This window comes from Capnocytophaga sp. oral taxon 878, assembly GCF_002999135.1.
Classification (GTDB): Bacteria; Bacteroidota; Bacteroidia; order Flavobacteriales; family Flavobacteriaceae; genus Capnocytophaga.
The window spans coordinates 2,707,360-2,728,751 of sequence record NZ_CP027229.1; the positions used below are offsets into that span (position 1 = coordinate 2,707,360).

The 21,392-nt window shown below is 40.3% G+C and carries 32 protein-coding genes; 30 read left to right on the forward strand and 2 right to left on the reverse strand.

Features of this window, described 5'->3' with window-relative positions; translation table 11 throughout:
- Positions 1-7 precede the first annotated feature (7 nt).
- Together C4H12_RS12325 and C4H12_RS12330 are read right to left on the reverse strand one after the other, a co-directional pair.
- On the reverse strand, positions 8-919 hold the full coding sequence (locus C4H12_RS12325) for a ribonuclease Z (RefSeq protein ID WP_106099165.1): 912 nt from the start codon (positions 917-919) through the stop codon (positions 8-10).
- Complete coding sequence (locus tag C4H12_RS12330; RefSeq protein WP_106099166.1) at positions 910-1,224, reverse strand: hypothetical protein; 315 nt, start codon at positions 1,222-1,224, stop codon at positions 910-912. The genes C4H12_RS12325 and C4H12_RS12330 overlap by 10 nt, the downstream gene beginning before the upstream one ends.
- Positions 1,225-2,038: 814 nt before the next feature.
- Here C4H12_RS12330 and C4H12_RS12340 point away from each other — a divergent pair.
- From C4H12_RS12340 to rpmD, 30 genes are all read left to right on the forward strand, one after another.
- Positions 2,039-2,308: a cell wall anchor protein gene (locus C4H12_RS12340; RefSeq protein ID WP_106099168.1), complete on the forward strand. Its 270-nt coding sequence runs from the start codon at positions 2,039-2,041 to the stop codon at positions 2,306-2,308.
- Positions 2,308-3,294 (forward strand): glycoside hydrolase family 73 protein, encoded by a 987-nt coding sequence (locus tag C4H12_RS13990; RefSeq protein ID WP_106099169.1) that lies wholly within the window; start codon positions 2,308-2,310, stop codon positions 3,292-3,294. The genes C4H12_RS12340 and C4H12_RS13990 overlap by 1 nt, the downstream gene beginning before the upstream one ends.
- A gap of 136 nt (positions 3,295-3,430) precedes the next feature.
- Entirely contained in the window at positions 3,431-4,366 is a 936-nt protein-coding gene (locus tag C4H12_RS12350) for a cation diffusion facilitator family transporter (protein ID WP_106099170.1), read from the forward strand.
- Between the two features lie 26 nt (positions 4,367-4,392).
- Complete coding sequence (locus tag C4H12_RS12355) at positions 4,393-5,052, forward strand: carbonic anhydrase (protein WP_106099171.1); 660 nt, start codon at positions 4,393-4,395, stop codon at positions 5,050-5,052.
- Between the two features lie 77 nt (positions 5,053-5,129).
- On the forward strand, positions 5,130-5,441 hold the full coding sequence (locus C4H12_RS12360; RefSeq protein WP_106099172.1) for a HigA family addiction module antitoxin: 312 nt from the start codon (positions 5,130-5,132) through the stop codon (positions 5,439-5,441).
- A gap of 30 nt (positions 5,442-5,471) precedes the next feature.
- Positions 5,472-6,389, forward strand: coding sequence for an SPFH domain-containing protein (locus tag C4H12_RS12365; protein WP_106099173.1), 918 nt, complete (start codon positions 5,472-5,474; stop codon positions 6,387-6,389).
- A 132-nt stretch (positions 6,390-6,521) separates the two neighbouring features.
- Positions 6,522-8,954: a phenylalanine--tRNA ligase subunit beta gene (gene pheT / locus C4H12_RS12370; RefSeq protein WP_106099174.1), complete on the forward strand. Its 2,433-nt coding sequence runs from the start codon at positions 6,522-6,524 to the stop codon at positions 8,952-8,954.
- A 507-nt stretch (positions 8,955-9,461) separates the two neighbouring features.
- A complete protein-coding gene (gene rpsL / locus C4H12_RS12375; protein WP_002679283.1) occupies positions 9,462-9,875 on the forward strand; it encodes a 30S ribosomal protein S12 in 414 nt (137 codons plus the stop codon).
- A 32-nt stretch (positions 9,876-9,907) separates the two neighbouring features.
- Complete coding sequence (rpsG, locus tag C4H12_RS12380) at positions 9,908-10,384, forward strand: 30S ribosomal protein S7 (protein WP_106099175.1); 477 nt, start codon at positions 9,908-9,910, stop codon at positions 10,382-10,384.
- Between the two features lie 8 nt (positions 10,385-10,392).
- Entirely contained in the window at positions 10,393-12,513 is a 2,121-nt protein-coding gene (gene fusA, locus C4H12_RS12385) for an elongation factor G (protein WP_106099176.1), read from the forward strand.
- 12 nt (positions 12,514-12,525) lie between these two features.
- On the forward strand, positions 12,526-12,837 hold the full coding sequence (rpsJ, locus tag C4H12_RS12390) for a 30S ribosomal protein S10 (protein WP_002679460.1): 312 nt from the start codon (positions 12,526-12,528) through the stop codon (positions 12,835-12,837).
- 175 nt (positions 12,838-13,012) lie between these two features.
- Positions 13,013-13,630 carry a 50S ribosomal protein L3 gene (gene rplC / locus C4H12_RS12395; protein WP_106099177.1) on the forward strand — a complete coding sequence of 206 codons (618 nt, stop codon included), beginning with the start codon at positions 13,013-13,015 and terminating at the stop codon, positions 13,628-13,630.
- Entirely contained in the window at positions 13,630-14,259 is a 630-nt protein-coding gene (gene rplD / locus C4H12_RS12400; protein ID WP_106099178.1) for a 50S ribosomal protein L4, read from the forward strand. Before rplC ends, rplD begins: the two co-directional genes overlap by 1 nt.
- Before the next feature lie 7 nt (positions 14,260-14,266).
- Entirely contained in the window at positions 14,267-14,554 is a 288-nt protein-coding gene (gene rplW, locus C4H12_RS12405; RefSeq protein WP_106099179.1) for a 50S ribosomal protein L23, read from the forward strand.
- 19 nt (positions 14,555-14,573) lie between these two features.
- Entirely contained in the window at positions 14,574-15,401 is an 828-nt protein-coding gene (gene rplB / locus C4H12_RS12410; protein ID WP_106099180.1) for a 50S ribosomal protein L2, read from the forward strand.
- Between the two features lie 11 nt (positions 15,402-15,412).
- A complete protein-coding gene (gene rpsS / locus C4H12_RS12415) occupies positions 15,413-15,691 on the forward strand; it encodes a 30S ribosomal protein S19 (protein ID WP_002675018.1) in 279 nt (92 codons plus the stop codon).
- Positions 15,692-15,699: 8 nt separating this feature from the next.
- Complete coding sequence (gene rplV / locus C4H12_RS12420; protein ID WP_106099181.1) at positions 15,700-16,110, forward strand: 50S ribosomal protein L22; 411 nt, start codon at positions 15,700-15,702, stop codon at positions 16,108-16,110.
- 8 nt (positions 16,111-16,118) lie between these two features.
- Positions 16,119-16,865, forward strand: coding sequence for a 30S ribosomal protein S3 (gene rpsC / locus C4H12_RS12425; RefSeq protein WP_106099182.1), 747 nt, complete (start codon positions 16,119-16,121; stop codon positions 16,863-16,865).
- Between the two features lie 20 nt (positions 16,866-16,885).
- Positions 16,886-17,305: a 50S ribosomal protein L16 gene (gene rplP / locus C4H12_RS12430; RefSeq protein WP_106099183.1), complete on the forward strand. Its 420-nt coding sequence runs from the start codon at positions 16,886-16,888 to the stop codon at positions 17,303-17,305.
- A gap of 10 nt (positions 17,306-17,315) precedes the next feature.
- Positions 17,316-17,507 carry a 50S ribosomal protein L29 gene (rpmC, locus tag C4H12_RS12435; protein ID WP_106099184.1) on the forward strand — a complete coding sequence of 64 codons (192 nt, stop codon included), beginning with the start codon at positions 17,316-17,318 and terminating at the stop codon, positions 17,505-17,507.
- A gap of 14 nt (positions 17,508-17,521) precedes the next feature.
- Positions 17,522-17,779: a 30S ribosomal protein S17 gene (rpsQ, locus tag C4H12_RS12440; RefSeq protein WP_002675041.1), complete on the forward strand. Its 258-nt coding sequence runs from the start codon at positions 17,522-17,524 to the stop codon at positions 17,777-17,779.
- Positions 17,780-17,781: 2 nt separating this feature from the next.
- Positions 17,782-18,150 carry a 50S ribosomal protein L14 gene (gene rplN, locus C4H12_RS12445; protein WP_009391654.1) on the forward strand — a complete coding sequence of 123 codons (369 nt, stop codon included), beginning with the start codon at positions 17,782-17,784 and terminating at the stop codon, positions 18,148-18,150.
- 19 nt (positions 18,151-18,169) lie between these two features.
- On the forward strand, positions 18,170-18,481 hold the full coding sequence (gene rplX, locus C4H12_RS12450; protein ID WP_106099185.1) for a 50S ribosomal protein L24: 312 nt from the start codon (positions 18,170-18,172) through the stop codon (positions 18,479-18,481).
- 2 nt (positions 18,482-18,483) lie between these two features.
- Positions 18,484-19,035: a 50S ribosomal protein L5 gene (gene rplE, locus C4H12_RS12455; protein ID WP_106099186.1), complete on the forward strand. Its 552-nt coding sequence runs from the start codon at positions 18,484-18,486 to the stop codon at positions 19,033-19,035.
- A 4-nt stretch (positions 19,036-19,039) separates the two neighbouring features.
- Positions 19,040-19,309, forward strand: coding sequence for a 30S ribosomal protein S14 (gene rpsN / locus C4H12_RS12460; protein WP_002675050.1), 270 nt, complete (start codon positions 19,040-19,042; stop codon positions 19,307-19,309).
- A gap of 19 nt (positions 19,310-19,328) precedes the next feature.
- Positions 19,329-19,727: a 30S ribosomal protein S8 gene (gene rpsH, locus C4H12_RS12465; RefSeq protein WP_106099187.1), complete on the forward strand. Its 399-nt coding sequence runs from the start codon at positions 19,329-19,331 to the stop codon at positions 19,725-19,727.
- Positions 19,728-19,749: 22 nt separating this feature from the next.
- Positions 19,750-20,292 carry a 50S ribosomal protein L6 gene (gene rplF / locus C4H12_RS12470; protein WP_106099188.1) on the forward strand — a complete coding sequence of 181 codons (543 nt, stop codon included), beginning with the start codon at positions 19,750-19,752 and terminating at the stop codon, positions 20,290-20,292.
- 11 nt (positions 20,293-20,303) lie between these two features.
- Positions 20,304-20,660: a 50S ribosomal protein L18 gene (gene rplR / locus C4H12_RS12475; RefSeq protein WP_106099189.1), complete on the forward strand. Its 357-nt coding sequence runs from the start codon at positions 20,304-20,306 to the stop codon at positions 20,658-20,660.
- Between the two features lie 5 nt (positions 20,661-20,665).
- Positions 20,666-21,190, forward strand: a complete 525-nt coding sequence (gene rpsE, locus C4H12_RS12480; protein ID WP_106099190.1) for a 30S ribosomal protein S5 — start codon at positions 20,666-20,668, stop codon at positions 21,188-21,190.
- 11 nt (positions 21,191-21,201) lie between these two features.
- Positions 21,202-21,384 carry a 50S ribosomal protein L30 gene (gene rpmD / locus C4H12_RS12485; protein WP_106099191.1) on the forward strand — a complete coding sequence of 61 codons (183 nt, stop codon included), beginning with the start codon at positions 21,202-21,204 and terminating at the stop codon, positions 21,382-21,384.
- The last annotated feature ends 8 nt before the right edge of the window (positions 21,385-21,392 follow it).

The following is a 21,392-nucleotide window of genomic DNA, read 5'->3' on the forward strand; positions in this document are numbered from 1 at the left end:
CAGCAGCCTAATTAAATACAAATTTCTTACCATCTTCGGCCAAAAACACATTCTTAAATACCTCTTCAGCCTCTTTTTTAAACAGATTCATATCAGCATATCTTGATGAGTAATGCCCCAAGATAAGCGCTTCAGCCCCTGCATTCCGTGCCGTAAGTCCTGCCTGCTGTGCGGTCGAGTGCATTGTCTTAGCTGCCAGCTCCTCATTCACTTGCAAAAATGTCGATTCGTGGTACACCACTCTTGCGCCCCGTATGCTCTCTGCCAAAGCCTCAAAGTACAGCGTATCACTGCAATAAGCATAGCTTTGTGGGCGGTGTGGTTCAAAAGTAAGCTCTGCATTAGGTACAGTGGTACCATCTTCCAGTACTATGTCTTTCCCATTTTTAATATTCTGGTAGTCACACACTTGTATCTCCGGATACTGTGCAATACCATCAGCGTTTATCCGGCGTTCGCCTACTTTCTCTTCAAACAAAAATCCATTTGTATACACGCGGTGTTGTAGTGGTATGGTGCGCACACTCACCTTCTCATCCTCGTACAGCAGTTCAGAAGTGTTCCCCGTTAATTCATGAAAATACAACGGAAAAGGTGTATAAGCACCCCCAAGTTTTAGCACCAGTAGCACGGCCTCTTTTATCCCCTTAGGCCCATATATGTGCATCTCTGCCTCACGTCCCAACAGCTGGAAAGTCGATATCAACCCAAAAAGACCATAAAAATGATCTCCGTGCAGATGCGAAATAAAAATATGCTTTATACGCGCAAACTTAGCATTAGCATTGCGCAATGCTATCTGGGTTGCCTCACCACAGTCTATCAAAAACAAGTGCCCCCGCATCTCCAGCAGCTGCGCCGAAGGACGGGCGTTAGCACGCGGACTCGCACTATGGCAGCCCAGAATTGTTATTTCCATAAGTCACGTTCTATTTCGTCCAATTCAATCAGGTCTATAGCCTCTTGCAGCGTAGGGGCTATATGCATCTCCACCTCCAAAGCCTCCAACGCAAGGGGCTTATTCACCACAGCTATCGTCTTTTTATGCGCTTTGTCGTGTTCTTTAGCAAGGCTTATCAGTGGTTTGAGGTCTTTCTTTTGCCATTTGTCTGTTTCTCCCAGCTCTATCACTATGTGGTTATCCGGCAAAGGAATCTCCTTAAGCCCTGTTATCCAGTCTGCTATCTCTCTCTTGCTAAGGGTAATTATTGTAGGCTCTATCATCTTTAAATCTTTTGCAAGCTATCCCCAACCTCTCTTTTAAGGTCTGTATATCTTCTGTAATAGTCTATTTATTGGCGCAAAAATACAAATATATTTTGAAATAACAAAAACCAAACATTTTTCTACCTCCCTACCCCCTCATCTTACCTCCTACCTTTTACCTATTACCTATTACCTTCTATCCCCTGTCTCCTATCTCTTGTCTCCTGTCTATTACCTCTTACCTCCAATTATCAAATTCGCATCTTTTTTCCATTTTTATTGCCGAATCCTCAAAAATCCACATTCCCCACACCTTACCTCTTATCTCTTGTCTATCACATTGATAATCAACCTATTTCAATCCTCACTCACACCCCAGCTACCATACAGCCATCCCCTAACTTGATCGAACGATGAACGAACTATAAACGAACTATAAACGAACTATAAACGAAGAACACATCCACCTCCCTGATTATCAACCCCTTCATTTCCATCCTCTATTTTTGTCAAATCCACAACAAAATCCCCCAAATCCCCCTTTTTCCTCATTCACCCCTAACTCCTATCCCCTCCCTCCTTCCCCCTCTCTCCTAACTCCTATCCCCTAAAACTCCTATCCCCTCTCTCCTAACTCCTATCCCCTAAAACTCCTTCCCCTAAAACCCCTACCTCCCAGCTTATTACCCCTTTTCTCACTTTACAATCTTGTTCCACCCTGTTACAACTTCTTGCCCACCTGCTCATTCCTACCCTAACTTTGCACCGCAATAACAAAGTATCACCCTTAGGCAGCGCGCACCTAAACCCTGATACCCCAAACTAACACATAATGGAATTACTTACACAACCCATCGTAACCTTCATCAGTATGCTCCTATCAGCCTTTGTAGGCTGGCTCTTCGGCCGCCCCAAGCAAAGGTTAGAACTACAAAGCAGCGAGCTCGATAATGTCGATAAAGCAGTACGCATATACCGCGAAATGATCGACGATCTCGGCGCCAAATACGCCAAAGCCATTGCCGACCTTAATGAGGCTAACCAACGCATCCGCGAACTCGAAAACTCTTTAGAAAAACTCTTAAAAAAAACAGTAAACTAATGAACAACAAAACAAAAATCCCCGCCAATGTACGTAACTTCTACACCACGTACGCCCCCTATGCACGCCAAACCGAGCAGCATACCGGTATCTCTCACCTTTTTATCTTAGCACAAGCCGCCTTGGAAAGCGGCTGGGGTGCCCACGCCCCTGGCAATATGTTCTTCGGCATAAAGGCTACCCCCAGCACCCCTGCCCATCAGCGCCAGCTGTTAGTAACTACCGAGGTGCTCCCTGCGCCTCCCAAGGCAGGCGCCTTCCCTCAGCTCATCAGCCTACAGCCCCTGCCCAATGGTAAGTACCTCTGTGTCGTGAAGGACTGGTTCTGTAAGTACGCCTCTCCTGCCGAGAGTTTTACCGCCCACGCCCAGCTATTCCTCCGCCACACACGCTACGCTCAGGCACTCAAAGTCAAAGCCAACCCCTATGCCTTTGCCGATGCCATAGCCCGCGCTGGCTATGCTACCGATCCTCTTTACGCCCAAAAGCTTAAGCAGCTCATCACTCTCTTAGAAGAGGCCGAAACAGTCCTTGCTACCCCCGCCTCCAAGCCCACCCCGCTGCCTATAAAGGCACTCACCCCACTTCTCATCTTTGCACTTTTGTTAGGAGGGTGCCGTGCCAAAAAAGATGTGCAGCAGCACCACCATCAGCAGCTCCTCCTTACCGATACCCTTAGCCACCAGCAGGCACTATGGCGCACCCAAAGGCTGCTGCACACCACCGTACAACAGCTCTCTGCCCAGGTCGAAACCTTTAAAGATTCCTTAGGGCATAGCTATATGAAGCTGCACACCATCACCACCCACCATCACCACCTTACCGATACCCTCCAGCAGCAGCAGGCTCACCACCAGCTCCAAAGCAGTGCCTTAGAGCAGCACAGCAGCTCGCAGTATGTTCAAAAACAGACTCCCCACTACCCTCGCTGGCTCTACTGGCTACTTGGCGCAGCCTTAATAGTAGCTTTGGTTAGAAAAAAATAATCTGCTAGTATGCTAATATTTAAAAATATTTTGTACCTTTGCCTCATCAATAATAGCCCTCTATCCGCCCGAAAAGCAGTAGCACAGGCCTATACTTGCCTACCCTTCGGGCGGATAAGGGTCAAAAAATACTATTATGGAAGATCACCACCATAACCACGACCATCACCATCATCACCACCATCACCATGAGGTAGCCAACCTTAGCAGCCTAAACCGCGCTTTTTATATAGGTATAGCCCTTAATCTGTTATATACTATAATCGAGTTTGGGGTAGGGTATAAGGTCAATTCTTTAGCCCTAATGTCCGATGCCACCCATAACCTAAGTGATGTTGCCAGCTTGGTAATCTCCCTCATCGGTATGAAGTTAGCCCACAAAGCAGCTACCAAGCTCTATACCTATGGCTATAAAAAAGCCTCTATCTTAGCCTCTCTTATAAACGCCGTACTACTGATGTACATCGTTGTTAAGATTATTATCGAAGGGGTCGAACGCCTTGCCAATCCACCCGAAATGGTCGGCACAGCCATTATGATTACCGCCTTCATAGGGGTTATTATCAATGCCGTTTCAGCCTTCTTGTTCTATAAGGGGCAGCAAACCGATATCAATATCAAGGGCGCATTCCTCCACCTAATGCTCGATGCTTTAGTGTCAGTAGGGGTAATAGTTTCAGGCGCTATCGTCTATTTCACAGGCTGGAACATTGCCGATCCTATTAGCAGCTTCGTAGTAGCTATAGTCATACTATTCTCCACTTGGGGGCTGCTCAAAGAGAGTGTCAAGCTCATTTTAGATGGTGTCCCTCATGATATTGATGGCACACACATCAAAACCCTGATGGAAGCACACCCTATGGTAGCCGAAGTACACCACCTGCATATTTGGGCGCTAAGTAGCTCACAAAATGCTCTTACCGCTCATATAGTCCTCAAAGAGTGCGTCAGCTTAGAAACCTTTATACAAATAAAAGCAGAACTTAAGCACACCCTTTTAGATGAGCATATCAGCCACGCAACCCTTGAGCTCGATACCGCCAAATGCAAAGAAAAAAACTGCGAAATATAATTGTTAATCGTTAATTAGTAATCGTTTTGCCTTCTTACAAAAAAATATTTGAAAATAACCGGCAATGGCTCGAGATGCGCAAAGCCTCCGATCCTCATTTCTTTGAAAAACTTGCCGAAGACCAAAACCCCGATTACCTCTACATAGGCTGTTCCGATAGCCGCGTAGCTGCCGAAGAGCTTATGGGCGTCGGGCCTGGTAAAATATTCGTACATCGCAATATTGCCAACGTAGTCAATACCCTCGATATGAGCTCTGCCGCCGTAATACAATACGCTGTCGAGCATCTCAATGTAAAGCATATTATAGTATGCGGCCATTATGATTGTGGCGGGGTCAAAGCCGCTATGCAAGCCAAAGACTATGGGCTGCTCAACCCTTGGCTCCGAACCATTCGTGATGTCTATCGCCTATACCAAGAAGAACTCGATGCCATTCCCGATATAGAAGCCCGCCACCGCCGCTTGGTCGAGCTCAATGTCTTTGAACAGTGCTTTAATGTAACCAAAATGGCAGTAGTGCAAGAAAGCTACCTAAAATACCAAACCCCCGAGGTACACGGCTGGGTCTTTGATATCCATTCAGGCGAACTTATTGATTTACATATCGACTTTAAAGCCCTCTTACACAAAATACAACATATTTACGACCTTACAGGTCAAGAATGGTACCGCCCATCAAAATAAAACCTTCTAAACTAACTGATGTAATGTAATTTAAACTATGAAAATCGTATTTGAAGAGGAATCTTTAAAAGAATTATGTGAAAAATCAAAATGAAAATATAGTTCCTTTTGTTGCAACTCATCCTGGTGAGATACTTGCCGATGAAATAGAAGCAAGAGGACTTACAGAAAAAGAATTAGCAACTCAGCTAAAAGTTACCGATGCTTACTTAGAACTTATACTCAAAGGGCAAAATGAAGTAACTGAAGAGTTTGCTTTTCGCTTGGAAAAAGTATTGGGTATTCCAGTGCAGTTTTGGCTCGCTATGCAAGAAAACTATTACGAAGATACACGGCAGATAGAAGCCAAAACATATCAATTAACACATAACACTGTAACCCATACCTAAAAACTAAACAAATTTAAAATTTTATAACTAATGGAAGATTTTATTCTTTATTTCGTCATTTTTTTAGCAGTAGTATTCTTGCTATCCACTTTCTTTACAGTACGCCAGCAAACAGCCGTTTCTGTAGAGCGTTTTGGTAAATTCCAAAGCATTAGGCATTCAGGCTTGCAAATGAAAATCCCCGTGATTGATAAAATAGCAGCTCGTATCAGCCTCAAAATCCAACAGCTCGATGTAATTGTCGAAACCAAAACACTCGACGATGTATTTGTGAAAATTAAAGTATCAGTGCAATTCGTTGTAATTAAGGATAAGGTTTATGATGCTATCTATCGTTTGGAATACCCTCACGACCAAATTACCAGCTACGTGTTCGACGTTGTTCGTGCCGAAGTACCTAAAATGAAATTGGATGATGTATTCGTTAAAAAAGACGATATCGCTATTGCCGTAAAACGTGAAGTGCAAGAGTCTATGGAAACTTATGGGTATGACATCATCAAAACCCTAGTAACCGATATAGATCCCGATGCTCAAGTAAAAGCCGCTATGAACCGTATCAATGCAGCCGAACGCGAAAAAGTAGCAGCTCAATACGAAGGAGATGCACAACGTATCTTAATAGTAGAAAAAGCTAAAGCCGAAGCCGAAAGCAAACGCCTACAAGGGCAAGGTATCGCCGATCAGCGCCGCGAAATAGCTCGCGGTTTGGTCGAAAGTGTCGATGTATTACAAAGGGTTGGCGTAAGCTCTCAAGAGGCTTCTGCCCTTATCGTAATTACTCAGCACTATGATACCCTCCAAGCAGTAGGCCAACAAACTAACAGTAATCTTATTTTACTCCCCAACTCACCCGAAGCAGGTAGTGATATGCTCAAAAATATGATTACCTCATTCACCGCTTCAGCTCAAATTGTTGAAAAAATAAAAGATTCTAACGAACAATAACCTAAGGGCGAAGGCATTTCCCCAATGAGTGAATTTGCCAATTAGCGAAATTGCTAATTGGCAAATTTGCTAATTGGCAAATTATTTGTACTTTTGCACCGCGAAATTAAGTGAAAAAACTAAAGAACAACTATGAAAATATCCTATAACTGGTTGAAACAATATTTGAAGTTAGACCTCCCTGCCGAAGAAACAGGCATTATCCTTACCGATCTCGGCTTAGAAGTAGAGGGTATTGAACCCTATGAAAGTGTTAAAGGAGGACTCAAAGGCGTAGTAGTAGGACACGTGTTAGAATGTGAAAAACACCCCAACGCCGATAAACTCAAAATTACCAAAGTGGATGTAGGTGCCGAGGCACCTTTGCAAATAGTATGCGGTGCTCCCAATGTAGCACAAGGACAAAAAGTACCCGTAGCTACCATCGGCACAGTACTATATGATAAAGAAGGTAACCCCTTTGAAATTAAAAAAGGAAAAATACGTGGCGAAGAAAGCTACGGTATGATTTGCGCTGAAGACGAACTCGGCTTGGGCGAAAGTCACGATGGTATTATGGTACTTGATGATAAATACCCTGTGGGTACTCCTTGCTGTAAGGTCTTTGAGGTCGAAACCGATGAGGTGTTTGAAATAGGTCTTACCCCCAACCGTGCCGATGCTATGAGCCATTATGGGGTAGCTCGTGATCTCCGTGCTGGCTTAATACAAAGAGGTACTCAGCTGGAACTTATCACCCCTTCAGTAACCAAATTCCATGTCGATAACCGCTCTGGTAAAGTCGATATCGAAGTAACCGATAAAAAACTTGTTCCACGTTACACTGGGGTAACCATTAGTAACCTGCGCGTAACCGAATCTCCAGCTTGGCTGCAAAACCGCTTGAAAGCTATAGGTATCACTCCCAAAAATAATGTAGTCGATGCTACTAATTATGTGCTACACGCTTTAGGACAACCACTACACGCTTTTGATGCCGATCATATAATAGGACGAAAAATAGTAGTAAAAACAGCCGAAGAAGGAGCTAAGTTCACCACTCTTGATGGGGTACAACGCATCCTTAGTAGTGAGGACATAATGATTTGCGATGCCGAAAAACCTTTGTGCATAGCAGGGGTGTTAGGCGGAGAAAATTCAGGTGTGAGCTACTCTACTCGCAATGTGTTTCTAGAAAGTGCCTACTTTGATCCTGTAGCAGTACGCAAAACGGCCAAACGTCACAGCATCAGTACCGATGCTTCATACCGTTTTGAACGTGGTATCAATATCGAAGACTGTAAGTATGCCTTAATGTATGCTGCAGTACTTATTGAAAATATAGCAGGGGGTGTCATCTCTTCTGATGTGATTGATTTCTATCCTAAAAAGATAGAAGATTTTCAGGTGTTCCTTGCTTTTGATAAAGTAGATAAACTCATTGGGCAGAAAATACCTCATGATACTATTAAGTCAATATTGCACTCACTTGATATTAAGGTGAATTCACTTACCGAACGCGGTTTGGGCTTAGTCATTCCTTCTTATAGGGTCGATGTACAACGTGAGGCTGATGTAATTGAGGAAATATTGCGTATCTACGGATATAATAACATTAGTTTTTCCGAAAAAATTAATGCTTCTATGTCCCACTCTAGCAAGTATGATGATCATAATGTGCAGAATGTAGTAGCTACCCAGCTTATAGGGCAGGGCTTTACCGAGATAATGACCAATAGTTTGGTCTCCGAAAAAGAGATCACTACCTATACACAGCAGCCCGAAACAGCAGTGAAGTTACTTAACCCTCTAAGTGCCGATTTGGGGTATATGCGCAAAAACTTGCTCTTCTCTGGTTTGGAAGTAATAGCTTATAATAACAACCGTAAGCGCACCGATTTAAAGTTGTTTGAATTTGGTAAGAACTATCACTTCACCGAAGGTAAATATACCGAAAGTAAGCACTTAGCTATTTACCTCACAGGTAATACTCAGTCAGAGCATTGGGGGGCAACAGCTCAAAAAACTACTTTCTTCCAATTAAAAGGAGTAGTCGAAACTCTCTTTGAACGTTTAGGTCTTAAAGATATTAAAGCCCTACCTCTTGAAGAGAATGATGCAATAGCTTCCGAAGGGTTCCGTTGGCAGTTAGGCGATACTCTTATAGGTACTATAGGGGTGGTTAAAGGTAAAGTACTCAAAAACTTTTCTATAAAGCAAGAAGTCCTCGTAGCCGATCTTAATTGGGAAGTAATACTACACCAGGTACAAGATCATAAGGTGATTTATAAAGAGATTGCCAAATATCCCGAAGTACGCCGTGATTTAGCTCTTTTGTTAGATGAAAAGGTAACTTTTGCCGATTTGTATAAAGTAGCGCTAAGTGCTGAAAAAGATATTCTAAAAAGCATCAACCTATTTGATGTATATCAGGGTGATAAATTACCACAAGGTAAGAAAAGCTATGCCGTAAGCTTCGTGCTGCAGGACGAGAAGAAAACCCTTACCGATAAACAAATAGACAAAACAATGCAGCGCCTACAAACAGCTTTTGAAAGCCAGTTAGGAGCAGCACTACGTGATTAAATAACGTAGTCAGATAACTAAAATGGTTAATAGACTGACATTCATTCAGTTTATTAACCATTTTTTTAATGCTCTTATACTATCTGTGTAATTCATAAACTGTCTTTTCCACAAGCAGAAGGTGTCTTTGTAATTAAGTAATGTAACATTCAATAATTATTTTGTTATATTTGTAACAAAAGTAAGAAACCTTATTGTAATTAGGCGTTTTATTTTACTTTACTGATAATCAGTGGTTTTTATAAAAATGAACAAGGGATAAAAGCAGTCTGTATTGTTGCATTATTGCCTAACTTTCAGTCAGTAACAATAAAAAAATATTTCTTTTTTCTTTGTCAGTTCAAAATAAAGTTGTACTTTTGCACCCGATTTAGATGAGAAGCGTTTGGAGCTAATAGTAGAAAATAGTGTAAAATAATAAGTAGCACTTAATTCTGTCGTTTAAACTCCACTGCTTGAGAGCTAAACAAGTAAACAAATTAAATTAAATATATAGTATTGTAAATTATGCCAACAATTTCACAATTAGTACGAAAAGGAAGAACCAGAATTACCAAGAAGAGTAAATCGGTTGCTTTGGATTCGTGCCCACAACGCCGAGGTGTATGTACACGTGTGTATACCACAACGCCTAAAAAACCGAACTCAGCAATGCGTAAAGTAGCGCGTGTTCGTTTAACAAATGGCAACGAGGTGAACGCCTACATACCAGGTGAGGGACACAACCTTCAAGAGCACTCGATAGTATTGGTACGAGGCGGAAGGGTGAAAGATTTGCCAGGTGTTAGATACCACATTGTGCGTGGTGCTTTGGATACTGCCGGAGTAGCTGGTAGAACACAACGCCGCTCTAAATACGGTGCTAAACGCCCTAAACCAGGTCAAGCCGCTGCTGCACCAGCTAAAGGTAAGAAAAAGTAATTTAACACACAAAATCTTTTAACTGAAAAGAAATGAGAAAAAGACAGGCTAAAAAACGCCCCCTGTTACCAGATCCAAAGTTTAATGACCAGTTGGTTACACGTTTCGTGAATAACTTGATGTGGGATGGTAAAAAATCGGTGGCTTTTAAAGTGTTTTATGATGCGTTAGATATCGTAGAACAAAAGAAAAATAATGACGAGAAGACTTCGTTAGAGGTTTGGAAGGATGCTCTTACTAATGTAATGCCTCACGTGGAGGTGCGCTCACGCCGAGTAGGAGGTGCTACTTTCCAAATCCCAATGCAAATCCGTCCTGACCGCAAAGTGTCAATGGCTATGAAATGGCTTATCGGTTATGCACGTAAACGCAACGAGAAATCTATGGCTCAAAAATTAGCAGCTGAAATTATCGCCGCTTCAAAAGAAGAAGGTGCAGCTGTGAAAAAGAAAATGGATACGCACCGTATGGCAGAAGCTAACAAAGCGTTCTCACACTTTAGATTTTAATTAAACCGATGAGTAGAGATTTAAAATATACAAGAAACATAGGTATTGCCGCTCACATTGATGCGGGCAAAACCACCACTACTGAACGTATTCTATTCTATACAGGTAAAACCCACAAAATTGGTGAAGTACACGATGGAGCTTCAACAATGGACTGGATGGAGCAAGAAGCTGAACGCGGTATCACTATCCAATCAGCTGCTACTACTTGTAAATGGAATTTCCCTACCGAAAATGGTAAACCTACTGCCGATGCTAAAGAGTATCACTTCAACATTATCGATACTCCCGGTCACGTAGACTTTACAGTCGAAGTAAACCGCTCTCTACGCGTGCTTGACGGATTGGTATTCCTTTTCTCGGCTGTAGACGGAGTAGAGCCTCAGTCAGAAACTAACTGGCGTTTGGCTGATAACTACAAAGTGCCACGTATTGGTTTCGTAAACAAAATGGACCGCCAAGGTGCGAACTTCCTTAATGTTTGTAACCAAGTAAAGGAAATGCTTAAATCAAACGCTGTGCCTATCGTATTACCTATCGGTGATGAGGCTGACTTTAAAGGTGTAGTAGATTTGATTAAAAACCGTGCTATCGTATGGCACGAAGAAAACTCAGGTTCTACTTTTGACGTAGTAGAGATACCTGAAGAAATGAAAGAAGACGTAACTAAATACCGCGCACAACTTATTGAAGAAGTAGCAGGTTATGACGAAGGTCTTCTTGAAAAATTTATGGAAGATGAACACTCTATTACAGAGGATGAAATACACAAAGCATTACGTGCAGCTGTAATGGATATGGCAATTATCCCAATGGTATGCGGTTCTTCTTTCAAAAATAAAGGGGTGCAATTTATGCTTGATGCAGTATGCCGTTATTTACCTTCACCACTTGACAAAGAAGCTATTGAGGGTACTAACCCCGATACTGGTGAAGTAGCGTTGCGCAAACCATCAGTTGATGCTCCTTTCTCAGCGTTGGCATTTAAGATTGCTACCGACCCTTATGTAGGACGTTTAGCTTTCTTCCGCGCTTACTCAGGTCACTTAGATGCAGGTTCTTACGTGTTGAATACACGTTCTGGTAATAAAGAGCGTATCTCTCGTATCTACCAAATGCACGCTAACAAGCAAAACCCTATCGAATATATTGAAGCAGGTGATATAGGGGCAGCAGTAGGATTTAAAGATATCAAAACAGGTGATACTCTTTGCGATGAGAAATATCCTATCGTACTTGAAAGTATGGTATTCCCTGACCCTGTGATTGGTATTGCAGTAGAACCTAAAACAAAAGCTGACGTTGATAAATTAGGTATGGCATTGGCTAAATTAGCTGAAGAAGACCCAACCTTCCAAGTGAAGACAGACCAAGCTTCTGGACAAACTATCATCTCAGGAATGGGTGAGTTACACTTGGATATCATTGTAGACCGTTTGAAACGTGAGTTCAAGGTAGAAGTGAACCAAGGTCAACCACAAGTAGAGTACAAAGAGGCTATTACTGGTAAAGCCGACCACCGCGAAGTCTACAAAAAACAAACAGGTGGACGTGGTAAGTTTGCTGACATTGTATTCCGTATGGAACCAGCAGAAGAAGGTAAAGTAGGCTTAGAATTTGTGAATGAAATCAAAGGTGGTAACATTCCTAAAGAATATATCCCATCAGTAGAAAAAGGTTTCAAAGAAGCAATGAAGAGCGGACCTTTGGCAGGATTTGAAATGGATGCAATGAAGATAGTTCTTCTTGATGGATCATTCCACCCTGTAGACTCTGACTCATTATCATTTGAGTTAGCAGCTAAGTTAGGTTACAAGGAAGCTGCTCGTGCTGCAAAAGCAGTATTGATGGAACCAATTATGAAATTGGAAGTTATCACTCCAGAAGAAAATATGGGTGATATAGTAGGTGACTTGAACCGCCGTCGTGGACAAGTAAACAATATGGATGACCGTAACGGTGCTAAAGTTATTAAAGCATTCGTTCCGCTATCAGAAATGTTTGGTTATGTAACATCATTGCGTACCCTTTCATCAGGACGAGCTACTTCGGTAATGGAGTTTTCACACTATGCTGAAACACCATCGAATATCGCAGAGGAAGTAATTAAAAACGCCAGAGGCAACTAAATTAGTAAGCAAATGAGTAATCAACAAAAAATAAGAATCAAGTTAAAGTCTTACGACCATAACTTAGTAGATAAATCAGCTGAAAAGATTGTTAAAACAGTGAAAGCAGCTGGTGCAGTAGTAGTAGGACCTATTCCACTACCTACACATAAAAAAATCTTTACTGTTCTACGCTCACCTCACGTGAATAAAAAAGCACGTGAACAGTTCCAACTGAGCTCACACAAGCGTTTGCTTGATATTTACAGCTCATCATCAAAAACTATTGATGCTTTGATGAAATTGGAATTGCCAAGTGGTGTAGATGTAGACATCAAAGTGTGATAACTTTGCTAAAATGTCCCGAAACTGTGGGTTAGGGAAAAACGGATAAAAATGGTTCAGGGTTAAAAAGCTCAAAGCATTTTTTGACCCTGAAACATTTTAATAATTAACAATTAAAAAATTGGTAATTATTAGTTCAAATAAGTAATAACTTTAATAACAAATATTTAATTTTATGTCTGGGTTAATTGGAAAAAAAGTAGGCATGACCAGCATTTTCGATGAGAATGGAAAAAATGTTCCTTGCACCATCATAGAAGCAGGTCCTTGCGTAGTTACCCAAGTCAGAACCAAAGAGGTTGATGGCTATGAAGCGCTTCAACTTGGTTTCGATGACAAAGCAGAAAAACGAGCTACCAAAGCAGAGCTTGGTCACTTTAAAAAAGCTGGTACTGCTCCTAAAAAAAGAGTCGTTGAGTTCCAAGGATTTGAAGACACTTACAAATTAGGTGATACTATCACCGTTGATTATTTTACCGAAGGAGAGTTTGTAGATGTTACAGGTATCTCAAAAGGTAAAGGATTCCAAGGGGTTGTTCGTCGCCACGGATTTGGTGGTGTAGGACAAACTACTCACGGGCAACACAACCGCCTAAGAGCTCCAGGATCAGTAGGTGCTTCATCATACCCTTCACGCGTGTTTAAAGGAATGCGTATGGCGGGCAGAATGGGCGCAGAAAAGGTAACAGTACAAAACTTAAAAGTATTGAAAGTGGTTGCTGAGAAAAATCTTTTAGTAGTAAAAGGTTGTATTCCAGGTCACAAAAATGCTTACGTAACTATTCACAAATAATGGAAGTAGCAGTATTAAACATACAAGGAAAAGAAACAGGTAGAAAGGTAACCCTTTCAGACGCTGTGTTCGGTATTGAGCCTAACAACCACGTGATTTACTTAGATGTAAAACGTTATTTAGCTAACAAACGTCAAGGAACTCACAAGTCTAAGGAAAGAAATGAAGTAGCTGGTAGTACTCGTAAAATTAAAAAACAAAAAGGTACAGGTACAGCTCGTGCAGGTAGTGTGAAATCACCAGTGTTTGTAGGAGGTGGTCGTATATTTGGTCCTCGTCCTAAAGATTACACACAAACACTTACCAAAAACGTAAAACGTTTGGCACGCCGCTCTGCTCTTAGTGCTAAACTTCAAGGTCAAGCTTTAGTAGTGGTTGAAGATTTGAATTTTGAGGCTCCAAAAACTAAAGATTTTACAGCTGTAGTGAAATCATTAGGTTTGGAGAATAAAAAATCACTTTTTGTATTGCCAAATACAAATAATAACGTATATTTGTCGTCTCGTAATGTTCCTACTTCAAGTGTAGTAACTGCTTCAGAACTAAACACTTACCAAGTAGTAAATGCTACTAATGTAGTTCTTACCGAGAGTTCAGTGGCTGTATTAGAGTCAATTTTAACAAAATAAGAAGAAAATGAGCGTATTAATAAAGCCTGTAAATACAGAAAAAGCAAACGCAAATAGTGAGCTTAAAAACTGCTATACATTTGAAGTAGCTAAAAACGCTAACAAAATTCAAATTAAAAATGAAGTAGAAGCTACTTATGGCGTTAAAGTTGGAGAGGTTCGTACTCTTAACTATGCACCTAAACGCACAGTGCGTTATACAAAAACAGGCTTGCAATTGGGTAAAACCAATGCTGTGAAAAAAGCAGTAGTGCAAGTAATTGACGGGACTATAGATTTTTATAGTAATATATAAGTTTAACAAATAGACAAAAATGTCAGTTAGAAAATTAAAACCGATTACCCCTGGTCAGCGTTTTAGAGTAGTAAACGAATTTGACACCATTACTACTGATAAGCCGGAAAAGAGTTTACTCGTTCCGTTGAAAAAGACTGGTGGTAGAAACAATCAAGGAAAAATGACCATGCGTTATATAGGTGGTGGTCATAAGAAGAAGTATCGTATTGTCGATTTCAAACGTAACAAGTTTGGTGTTGAAGCTAAAGTAGTTTCGATTGAATACGACCCTAACAGAACAGCATTCATTGCTTTGGTACAATATACCGACGGTGAGAAACGTTATATCATCGCTCCTGCCGGTTTAAAAGTTGACCAAGTAGTAGTTTCAGGACAAGAAAATGTAGCTCCTGAAATTGGAAATGCAATGCCGCTTTCTCAAATTCCGTTAGGTACTGTAATTTCTTGTATTGAATTGCGTCCAGGACAAGGAGCTAATATAGCACGCTCTGCTGGAACTTTTGCACAATTAATGGCGAAAGATGGAAGATATGCAACTGTAAAATTGCCTTCAGGTGAAACTCGTATGATTTTGCTTACTTGCTTGGCTACTATAGGAGCTGTATCAAACTCTGACCACCAATTGGTGCTTTCAGGAAAAGCAGGACGTTCACGCTGGTTAGGTCGTCGTCCTCGTACACGTGCTGTAGTAATGAACCCTGTTGATCACCCAATGGGTGGTGGTGAAGGTCGTGCTACTGGTGGACACCCACGCTCACGTAAAGGTATACCTGCTAAAGGTTACAGAACTCGTTCTAAAACCAAAGCAAGTAATAAGTATATTGTAGAACGCAGAAAAAAATAAGAGACTAAGAAATGGCACGTTCATTAAAAAAAGGACCTTACGTTCACTATAGCTTAGAAAAAAAGATTCAACAAAATATTCAATCAGGTAAGAAGAATGTTATCAAAACTTGGTCACGCGCTTCAATGATTACTCCAGATTTTGTGGGTCAGACTATAGCAGTGCACAATGGTCGTCAGTTTGTTCCTGTATATATTACTGAAAATATGGTGGGACATAAATTAGGAGAATTTTCACCTACGCGTTCATTCCGTGGACACGCTGGTGCAAAGAATAAAGGTAAAAAATAATAAAGGCTATGGGAGTTAGAAAAAGAGAAAAAGCAACAGAAATAAAAGAAGCTAAGAAAAGCTTAGCATTTGCGAAGTTGAATAACTGCCCTACCTCGCCACGTAAAATGCGTTTGGTAGCCGACTTAGTGCGAGGCGTAGAGGTAGATAAAGCCCTTGCTATTTTGAAGTTCAACCAAAAAGAGGCAGCTGCTCGTTTAGAAAAATTACTTTTATCAGCTATTCATAACTGGAGAGCTAAAAATGAAAATGCTAACGAAGAAGAAGCTGGATTATTTGTTAAAGAAATACGCGTTGACGGAGGAGCTATCCTTAAACGTTTGCGCCCAGCCCCTCAAGGTAGAGCACACAGAATTAGAAAACGCTCAAACCATATAACTTTGGTTTTAGGAGCTAAAAATTTTAACACAGAAAGCTAAGATAAACTATGGGACAAAAAACAAATCCAATCGGAAATCGCCTTGGAATTATCAGAGGATGGGAGTCTAACTGGTATGGTGGCAATGATTACGGAGATAAACTTGCTGAGGACGACAAAATTAGAAAGTATGTTCAAACACGTTTATCAAAAGCTAGTGTTGCACACGTGATAATAGAACGTACTTTTAAGCTTGTAACAGTTACTATTACTACTGCTCGCCCAGGTGTAATTATTGGTAAAGGTGGACAGGAAGTAGATAAGCTTAAAGAGGAACTGAAAAAAATCACAGGTAAGGATATTCAAATTAACATCTTTGAAATTAAACGCCCTGAGCTAGATGCAGCTCTTGTAGCAGCAAGTATTGCTCATCAAATTGAAGGACGTGTATCGTACAAACGCGCTATCAAAATGGCAATAGCTTCTGCAATGCGCATGAATGCTGAAGGTATTAAAGTGATGATTTCTGGTCGTTTGAACGGAGCTGAAATGGCACGCTCTGAAAGCTTTAAAGAAGGTCGTATCCCTCTTTCTACTTTCCGCGCCGATATTGATTACGCTATTGATGAAGCTCACACTACCTACGGTCGTATGGGTATTAAAGTGTGGATTATGAAAGGCGAAATCTATGGTAAAAGAGATTTATCACCTCTTGTAGGAATGACTAAGAAAACTGCTGCTGGAGGTAGTGGTTTTTCAGGAAAACAAAATGACAAACCTTCGGGAGCTCCTAAAAAAGCGCGTCGTAAAAAGTAATTTTTTAAACAACAGAAAAAATGTTACAGCCTAAAAGAACGAAATATCGCAAACAGCAGAAAGGCAGAATGAAAGGAGTATCACATCGTGGTGCATTACTTTCAAATGGTATGTTCGGGATTAAATCATTGGATTCAGCATTCATTACTTCCCGCCAAATAGAATCTGCTCGTGTTGCTGCTACACGTTATATGAAACGTGAAGGACAACTTTGGATAAAGATATTCCCTGATAAGCCAATTACAAAGAAGCCTTTGGAAGTACGTATGGGTAAAGGTAAAGGTGCTGTGGAATATTGGGCAGCCGTAGTGAAACCAGGAAGAATAATGTTTGAAGTAGGTGGAGTGCCTTTGGAAGTAGCAAAAGAAGCTTTGCGTCTTGCTGCTCAAAAGCTACCTGTAAAAACTAAATTCGTTGTAGCGAGAGATTATCAAAATTAATTAAAGAACAATGAAACAGTCTGAAATTAACAAATTGACAATTACTGAGCTACAAGAAAAGCTTGGTGAGTATAAGAAATCGTATGCAGATTTGAAAATGGCACACGCAATTTCGTCATTAGAGAAACCAATTCAGTTACGTAATGTAAGAAGAACTATTGCGAGATTGGCTTGTGAGCTAACTAAACGTGAATTACAATAATTCGAACCTGCCTTATGGAAAAAAGAAATTTAAGAAAAGAAAGAATAGGGGTTGTTACAAGCAACAAAATGGATAAATCTATCGTCGTTTCAGAAGTGAAACGTGTAAAACACCCTATGTATGGTAAGTTCGTATTGCGCACAAAAAAATATGTTGCGCATGACGAAAAGAATGATTGCAATATTGGTGATACAGTGCGCATAATGGAAACACGCCCACTTAGTAAAACCAAATGCTGGAGATTAGTTGAAATCATTGAAAGAGCTAAGTAATTATGGTACAACAAGAATCAAGATTAAAAGTAGCCGATAATACAGGGGCTAAAGAAGTGTTAACCATTCGTGTGTTGGGTGGTACAAAACGCCGCTATGCTTCTGTAGGCGATAAGATTGTAGTTACCGTGAAAGATGCTACCCCTAACGGAAACGTTAAAAAAGGTCAAGTGTCTACTGCGGTGGTGGTAAGAACTAAAAAAGAAGTACGCCGTGCCGATGGTTCTTATATTCGTTTTGATGAAAACGCTTGTGTCCTTCTCAATGCAGCAGGCGAAATGAGAGGTACTCGTGTATTCGGTCCTGTAGCAAGAGAACTTCGTGATAAGCAATTTATGAAAATCGTTTCATTGGCACCCGAAGTGCTTTAATCTTTAATTAAGTAAATTGATGAAACTAAAAATTAAAACTGGAGATACCGTAAGAGTAATTGCTGGTGAGCACAAAGGTGAAGAAGGCAAAGTATTACGTGTGGATCGCGAAAAGAATAAGGCGATTGTAGAGGGTGTAAATTTAGTGAAAAAACACACTAAACCTAATGCCCAAGCTCCACAAGGAGGAATCGTTGAAAAAGAGGCTTATATTCACATTTCTAACCTATCACTTATTGATCCTAAAACGAAAAAAGTAACTCGTGTAGGGTATGAATTACGTGATGGTAAAAAAGTGCGAATTTCTAAAAAATCAAATGTAGAAATATAGTTATGGCTTACGTACCTAGACTAAAACAGGAATACAATGAGCGCATTATTGCTGCTCTTAAAGAAGAATTTAGCTACAAAAATGTAATGCAGGTTCCTAAACTTGAAAAAATAGTTGTGAGCCGTGGCGTAGGTTCAGCAGTATCTGATAAAAAACAAATAGATTATGCTATTGATGAACTTACAAAAATTACAGGGCAAAAAGCAATCGCTACCTATTCTAAAAAGGACGTTGCATCATTTAAACTCCGCAAAGGTATGCCCATTGGTGCTAAAGTAACACTTCGTGGTGAAAGAATGTATGAGTTTCTTGATAGGCTCATTACTACAGCTCTACCTCGAGTGAGAGACTTTCAAGGAGTGAAAGCTGATGGTTTTGATGGTAGAGGTAATTACAATTTAGGTATTACCGAGCAAATTATCTTCCCTGAGATTGATATTGATAAAATCAATAAGATAGCAGGTATGGATGTTACCTTTGTAACTTCAGCCCACACGGATAAAGAAGCTAAATCATTATTAAGCGAATTAGGATTACCTTTTAAAAAGAACTAAGTATATGGCTAAAGAATCAATGAAAGCCCGCGAGGTGAAAAGACAAAAGTTAGTAGCTAAATATGCTGCAAAACGCAAAGCATTAAAGGAAGCTGGTGATTACGAAGCACTTCAGTTAATCCCTAAAAACGCTTCACCAGTACGTTTGCACAATCGTTGTAAGCTTACCGGACGCCCTAAAGGGTATATGCGAACTTTTGGAATTTCACGTGTTTTATTCCGCGAAATGGCAAATAAGGGATTAATTCCTGGTGTAAAAAAAGCAAGTTGGTAATAATTAAAAGGACGAAAATATGTATACAGATCCTATCGCAGATTATTTAACAAGAATTAGAAATGCTAATAATGCAAGGCACAGAGTCGTAGAAATTCCCGCTTCTAAACTTAAAAAGGAAATCACTAAAATCCTTTTTGACCAAGGGTTTATTTTAAGTTATCAATTTGATGATTCTACTGTACAAGGTACTATCAAAATAGCTTTAAAATACGACAAAGAAACTAAGGAGCCAGTTATTAGGCATATTGAACGCGCTAGCCGTCCAGGACTTAGAAAGTATGCTGGAGCTGATAACCTGCCTCGTGTATTGAATGGACTTGGTATTGCAATCATTTCAACTTCTCAAGGTGTAATGACAGGCAAAAAAGCCAGAGAACTCAATATCGGGGGCGAGGTAATATGTTATGTTTACTAATCATTTAAAAAGACAATAAACAATGTCAAGAATAGGTAAAGCACCCATCAATATTCCTGCAGGAGTTACCGTTACTATTAAAGATAATGTGGTAACTGTTAAAGGAAAATTAGGCGAATTAACCCAAGAGGTTAAAGACATTGCTGTAAAGCAAGAAGATGGTCATTTAGTGTTTGAAACTACCAATAGTACCAAAGAACAAAATGCTAAACATGGTTTATACCGTGCTTTAGTTCATAATATGGTAGTTGGTGTTTCAGAAGGATTCACTAAAGAATTAGAATTAGTAGGGGTAGGTTACCGTGCTACAAATCAAGGGCAAAAACTTGATTTAGCTCTCGGTTTCTCACATAATATCCTTTTAGAACTGCCAAAAGAAATTAAACTTGAAACAGTGAATGAAAAAGGTAAGAACCCTATTATTAAATTGACTTCTCATGATAAGCAGTTACTTGGTCAAGTAGCAGCTAAAATCCGTAGTTTCCGCAAACCTGAGCCTTATAAAGGGAAAGGTGTTAAATTTGTGGGTGAGGTACTGAGAAGAAAAGCAGGTAAATCAGCTTAATAGTTATAACAATGGCATTATCAAAAATAGAAAGAAGACAACGTATTAAAAGCAGAATCAGGAAGATTGTAAAAGGTACTGCGGAGCAACCACGTCTATCAGTATTTAGAAGTAATAATGAAATCTATGTGCAAATCATAGACGACACCAAAGGTACAACCCTGTTGGCTGCATCTTCACGCGATAAAGAAATTAGTGCTGTAAAAGGTACTAAAATTGAAAAAGCCGCTTTGGTAGGTAAAGCTATTGCTGAAAAAGCTTTGAAACAAGGTATTGAGAAAGTATCCTTCGATCGTGGAGGTTATCTTTACCACGGACGAGTAAAATCACTAGCAGACGGTGCCAGAGAAGTCGGACTTAAATTCTAATAACTATGTATCAGAAATATAAAAATGTAGAATATGTGAAACCAAGTGGTCTTGAATTAAAAGATCGCTTGGTCGGAGTACAACGTGTTACTAAGGTAACTAAAGGTGGTCGTGCTTTCGGTTTCTCTGCTATAGTAGTAGTAGGTGATGAGAACGGTGTAGTTGGTCACGGACTTGGAAAATCAAAAGAAGTATCTGAAGCTATTGCTAAAGCAGTAGAAGATGCTAAAAAGAATCTTGTCCGTATTCCTCTTAATGGAACTACTCTTCCTCATGAACAAAAAGGTAAATATGGTGGTGCACGTGTGTTTTTACAACCTGCCACTGAAGGTACTGGAGTGATTGCAGGAGGTGCTGTTCGTGCAGTATTAGAATCAGTAGGTATCCACAACGTGCTTTCAAAATCACAAGGGTCATCAAACCCCCACAATGTGGTGAAAGCTACTTTCGATGCTTTGTTGCAACTACGTAGTGCAAAAACAATTGCACAGCAACGTGGTATCTCTTTAGAAAAATTGTTTAAAGGTTAATATTTGTAGCAATGGCAAAACTTAAAGTAACACAAATCAAAAGTAGCATAAAACGCCCAAAAGACCAAAAGCTTACTTTGGAAGCTTTAGGGCTTACTCGCATAGGTATCACAGTTGAACACGATGCTACACCAAGTATTCTTGGTATGATAAATAAGGTAAAACACTTAATTTCTATAGAAGAAGTTAAATAATATTTTTG

Bases quoted from the DNA above. Each gene is read 5' to 3' on its own strand.
- rpsC (WP_106099182.1), top strand. From the start codon at position 16,119: ATGGGACAAAAAACAAATCCAATCGGAAATCGCCTTGGAATTATCAGA.
- rplW (WP_106099179.1), top strand. From the start codon at position 14,267: ATGAGCGTATTAATAAAGCCTGTAAATACAGAAAAAGCAAACGCAAAT.
- rpsE (WP_106099190.1), top strand. From the start codon at position 20,666: ATGTATCAGAAATATAAAAATGTAGAATATGTGAAACCAAGTGGTCTT.
- rplE (WP_106099186.1), top strand. From the start codon at position 18,484: ATGGCTTACGTACCTAGACTAAAACAGGAATACAATGAGCGCATTATT.
- rpsH (WP_106099187.1), top strand. From the start codon at position 19,329: ATGTATACAGATCCTATCGCAGATTATTTAACAAGAATTAGAAATGCT.
- C4H12_RS12365 (WP_106099173.1), top strand. From the start codon at position 5,472: ATGGAAGATTTTATTCTTTATTTCGTCATTTTTTTAGCAGTAGTATTC.
- rpsG (WP_106099175.1), top strand. From the start codon at position 9,908: ATGAGAAAAAGACAGGCTAAAAAACGCCCCCTGTTACCAGATCCAAAG.
- rpmC (WP_106099184.1), top strand. From the start codon at position 17,316: ATGAAACAGTCTGAAATTAACAAATTGACAATTACTGAGCTACAAGAA.
- rplC (WP_106099177.1), top strand. From the start codon at position 13,013: ATGTCTGGGTTAATTGGAAAAAAAGTAGGCATGACCAGCATTTTCGAT.
- rplF (WP_106099188.1), top strand. From the start codon at position 19,750: ATGTCAAGAATAGGTAAAGCACCCATCAATATTCCTGCAGGAGTTACC.
- rplB (WP_106099180.1), top strand. From the start codon at position 14,574: ATGTCAGTTAGAAAATTAAAACCGATTACCCCTGGTCAGCGTTTTAGA.
- rplV (WP_106099181.1), top strand. From the start codon at position 15,700: ATGGGAGTTAGAAAAAGAGAAAAAGCAACAGAAATAAAAGAAGCTAAG.
- rpsN (WP_002675050.1), top strand. From the start codon at position 19,040: ATGGCTAAAGAATCAATGAAAGCCCGCGAGGTGAAAAGACAAAAGTTA.
- C4H12_RS12325 (WP_106099165.1), bottom strand. From the start codon at position 919: ATGGAAATAACAATTCTGGGCTGCCATAGTGCGAGTCCGCGTGCTAAC.
- fusA (WP_106099176.1), top strand. From the start codon at position 10,393: ATGAGTAGAGATTTAAAATATACAAGAAACATAGGTATTGCCGCTCAC.
- rpsS (WP_002675018.1), top strand. From the start codon at position 15,413: ATGGCACGTTCATTAAAAAAAGGACCTTACGTTCACTATAGCTTAGAA.
- rpsJ (WP_002679460.1), top strand. From the start codon at position 12,526: ATGAGTAATCAACAAAAAATAAGAATCAAGTTAAAGTCTTACGACCAT.
- C4H12_RS12350 (WP_106099170.1), top strand. From the start codon at position 3,431: ATGGAAGATCACCACCATAACCACGACCATCACCATCATCACCACCAT.
- rplR (WP_106099189.1), top strand. From the start codon at position 20,304: ATGGCATTATCAAAAATAGAAAGAAGACAACGTATTAAAAGCAGAATC.
- rplN (WP_009391654.1), top strand. From the start codon at position 17,782: ATGGTACAACAAGAATCAAGATTAAAAGTAGCCGATAATACAGGGGCT.
- C4H12_RS12340 (WP_106099168.1), top strand. From the start codon at position 2,039: ATGGAATTACTTACACAACCCATCGTAACCTTCATCAGTATGCTCCTA.
- rpsL (WP_002679283.1), top strand. From the start codon at position 9,462: ATGCCAACAATTTCACAATTAGTACGAAAAGGAAGAACCAGAATTACC.
- rpsQ (WP_002675041.1), top strand. From the start codon at position 17,522: ATGGAAAAAAGAAATTTAAGAAAAGAAAGAATAGGGGTTGTTACAAGC.
- C4H12_RS13990 (WP_106099169.1), top strand. From the start codon at position 2,308: ATGAACAACAAAACAAAAATCCCCGCCAATGTACGTAACTTCTACACC.
- rplP (WP_106099183.1), top strand. From the start codon at position 16,886: ATGTTACAGCCTAAAAGAACGAAATATCGCAAACAGCAGAAAGGCAGA.
- pheT (WP_106099174.1), top strand. From the start codon at position 6,522: ATGAAAATATCCTATAACTGGTTGAAACAATATTTGAAGTTAGACCTC.
- C4H12_RS12330 (WP_106099166.1), bottom strand. From the start codon at position 1,224: ATGATAGAGCCTACAATAATTACCCTTAGCAAGAGAGAGATAGCAGAC.
- rplD (WP_106099178.1), top strand. From the start codon at position 13,630: ATGGAAGTAGCAGTATTAAACATACAAGGAAAAGAAACAGGTAGAAAG.
- rpmD (WP_106099191.1), top strand. From the start codon at position 21,202: ATGGCAAAACTTAAAGTAACACAAATCAAAAGTAGCATAAAACGCCCA.
- rplX (WP_106099185.1), top strand. From the start codon at position 18,170: ATGAAACTAAAAATTAAAACTGGAGATACCGTAAGAGTAATTGCTGGT.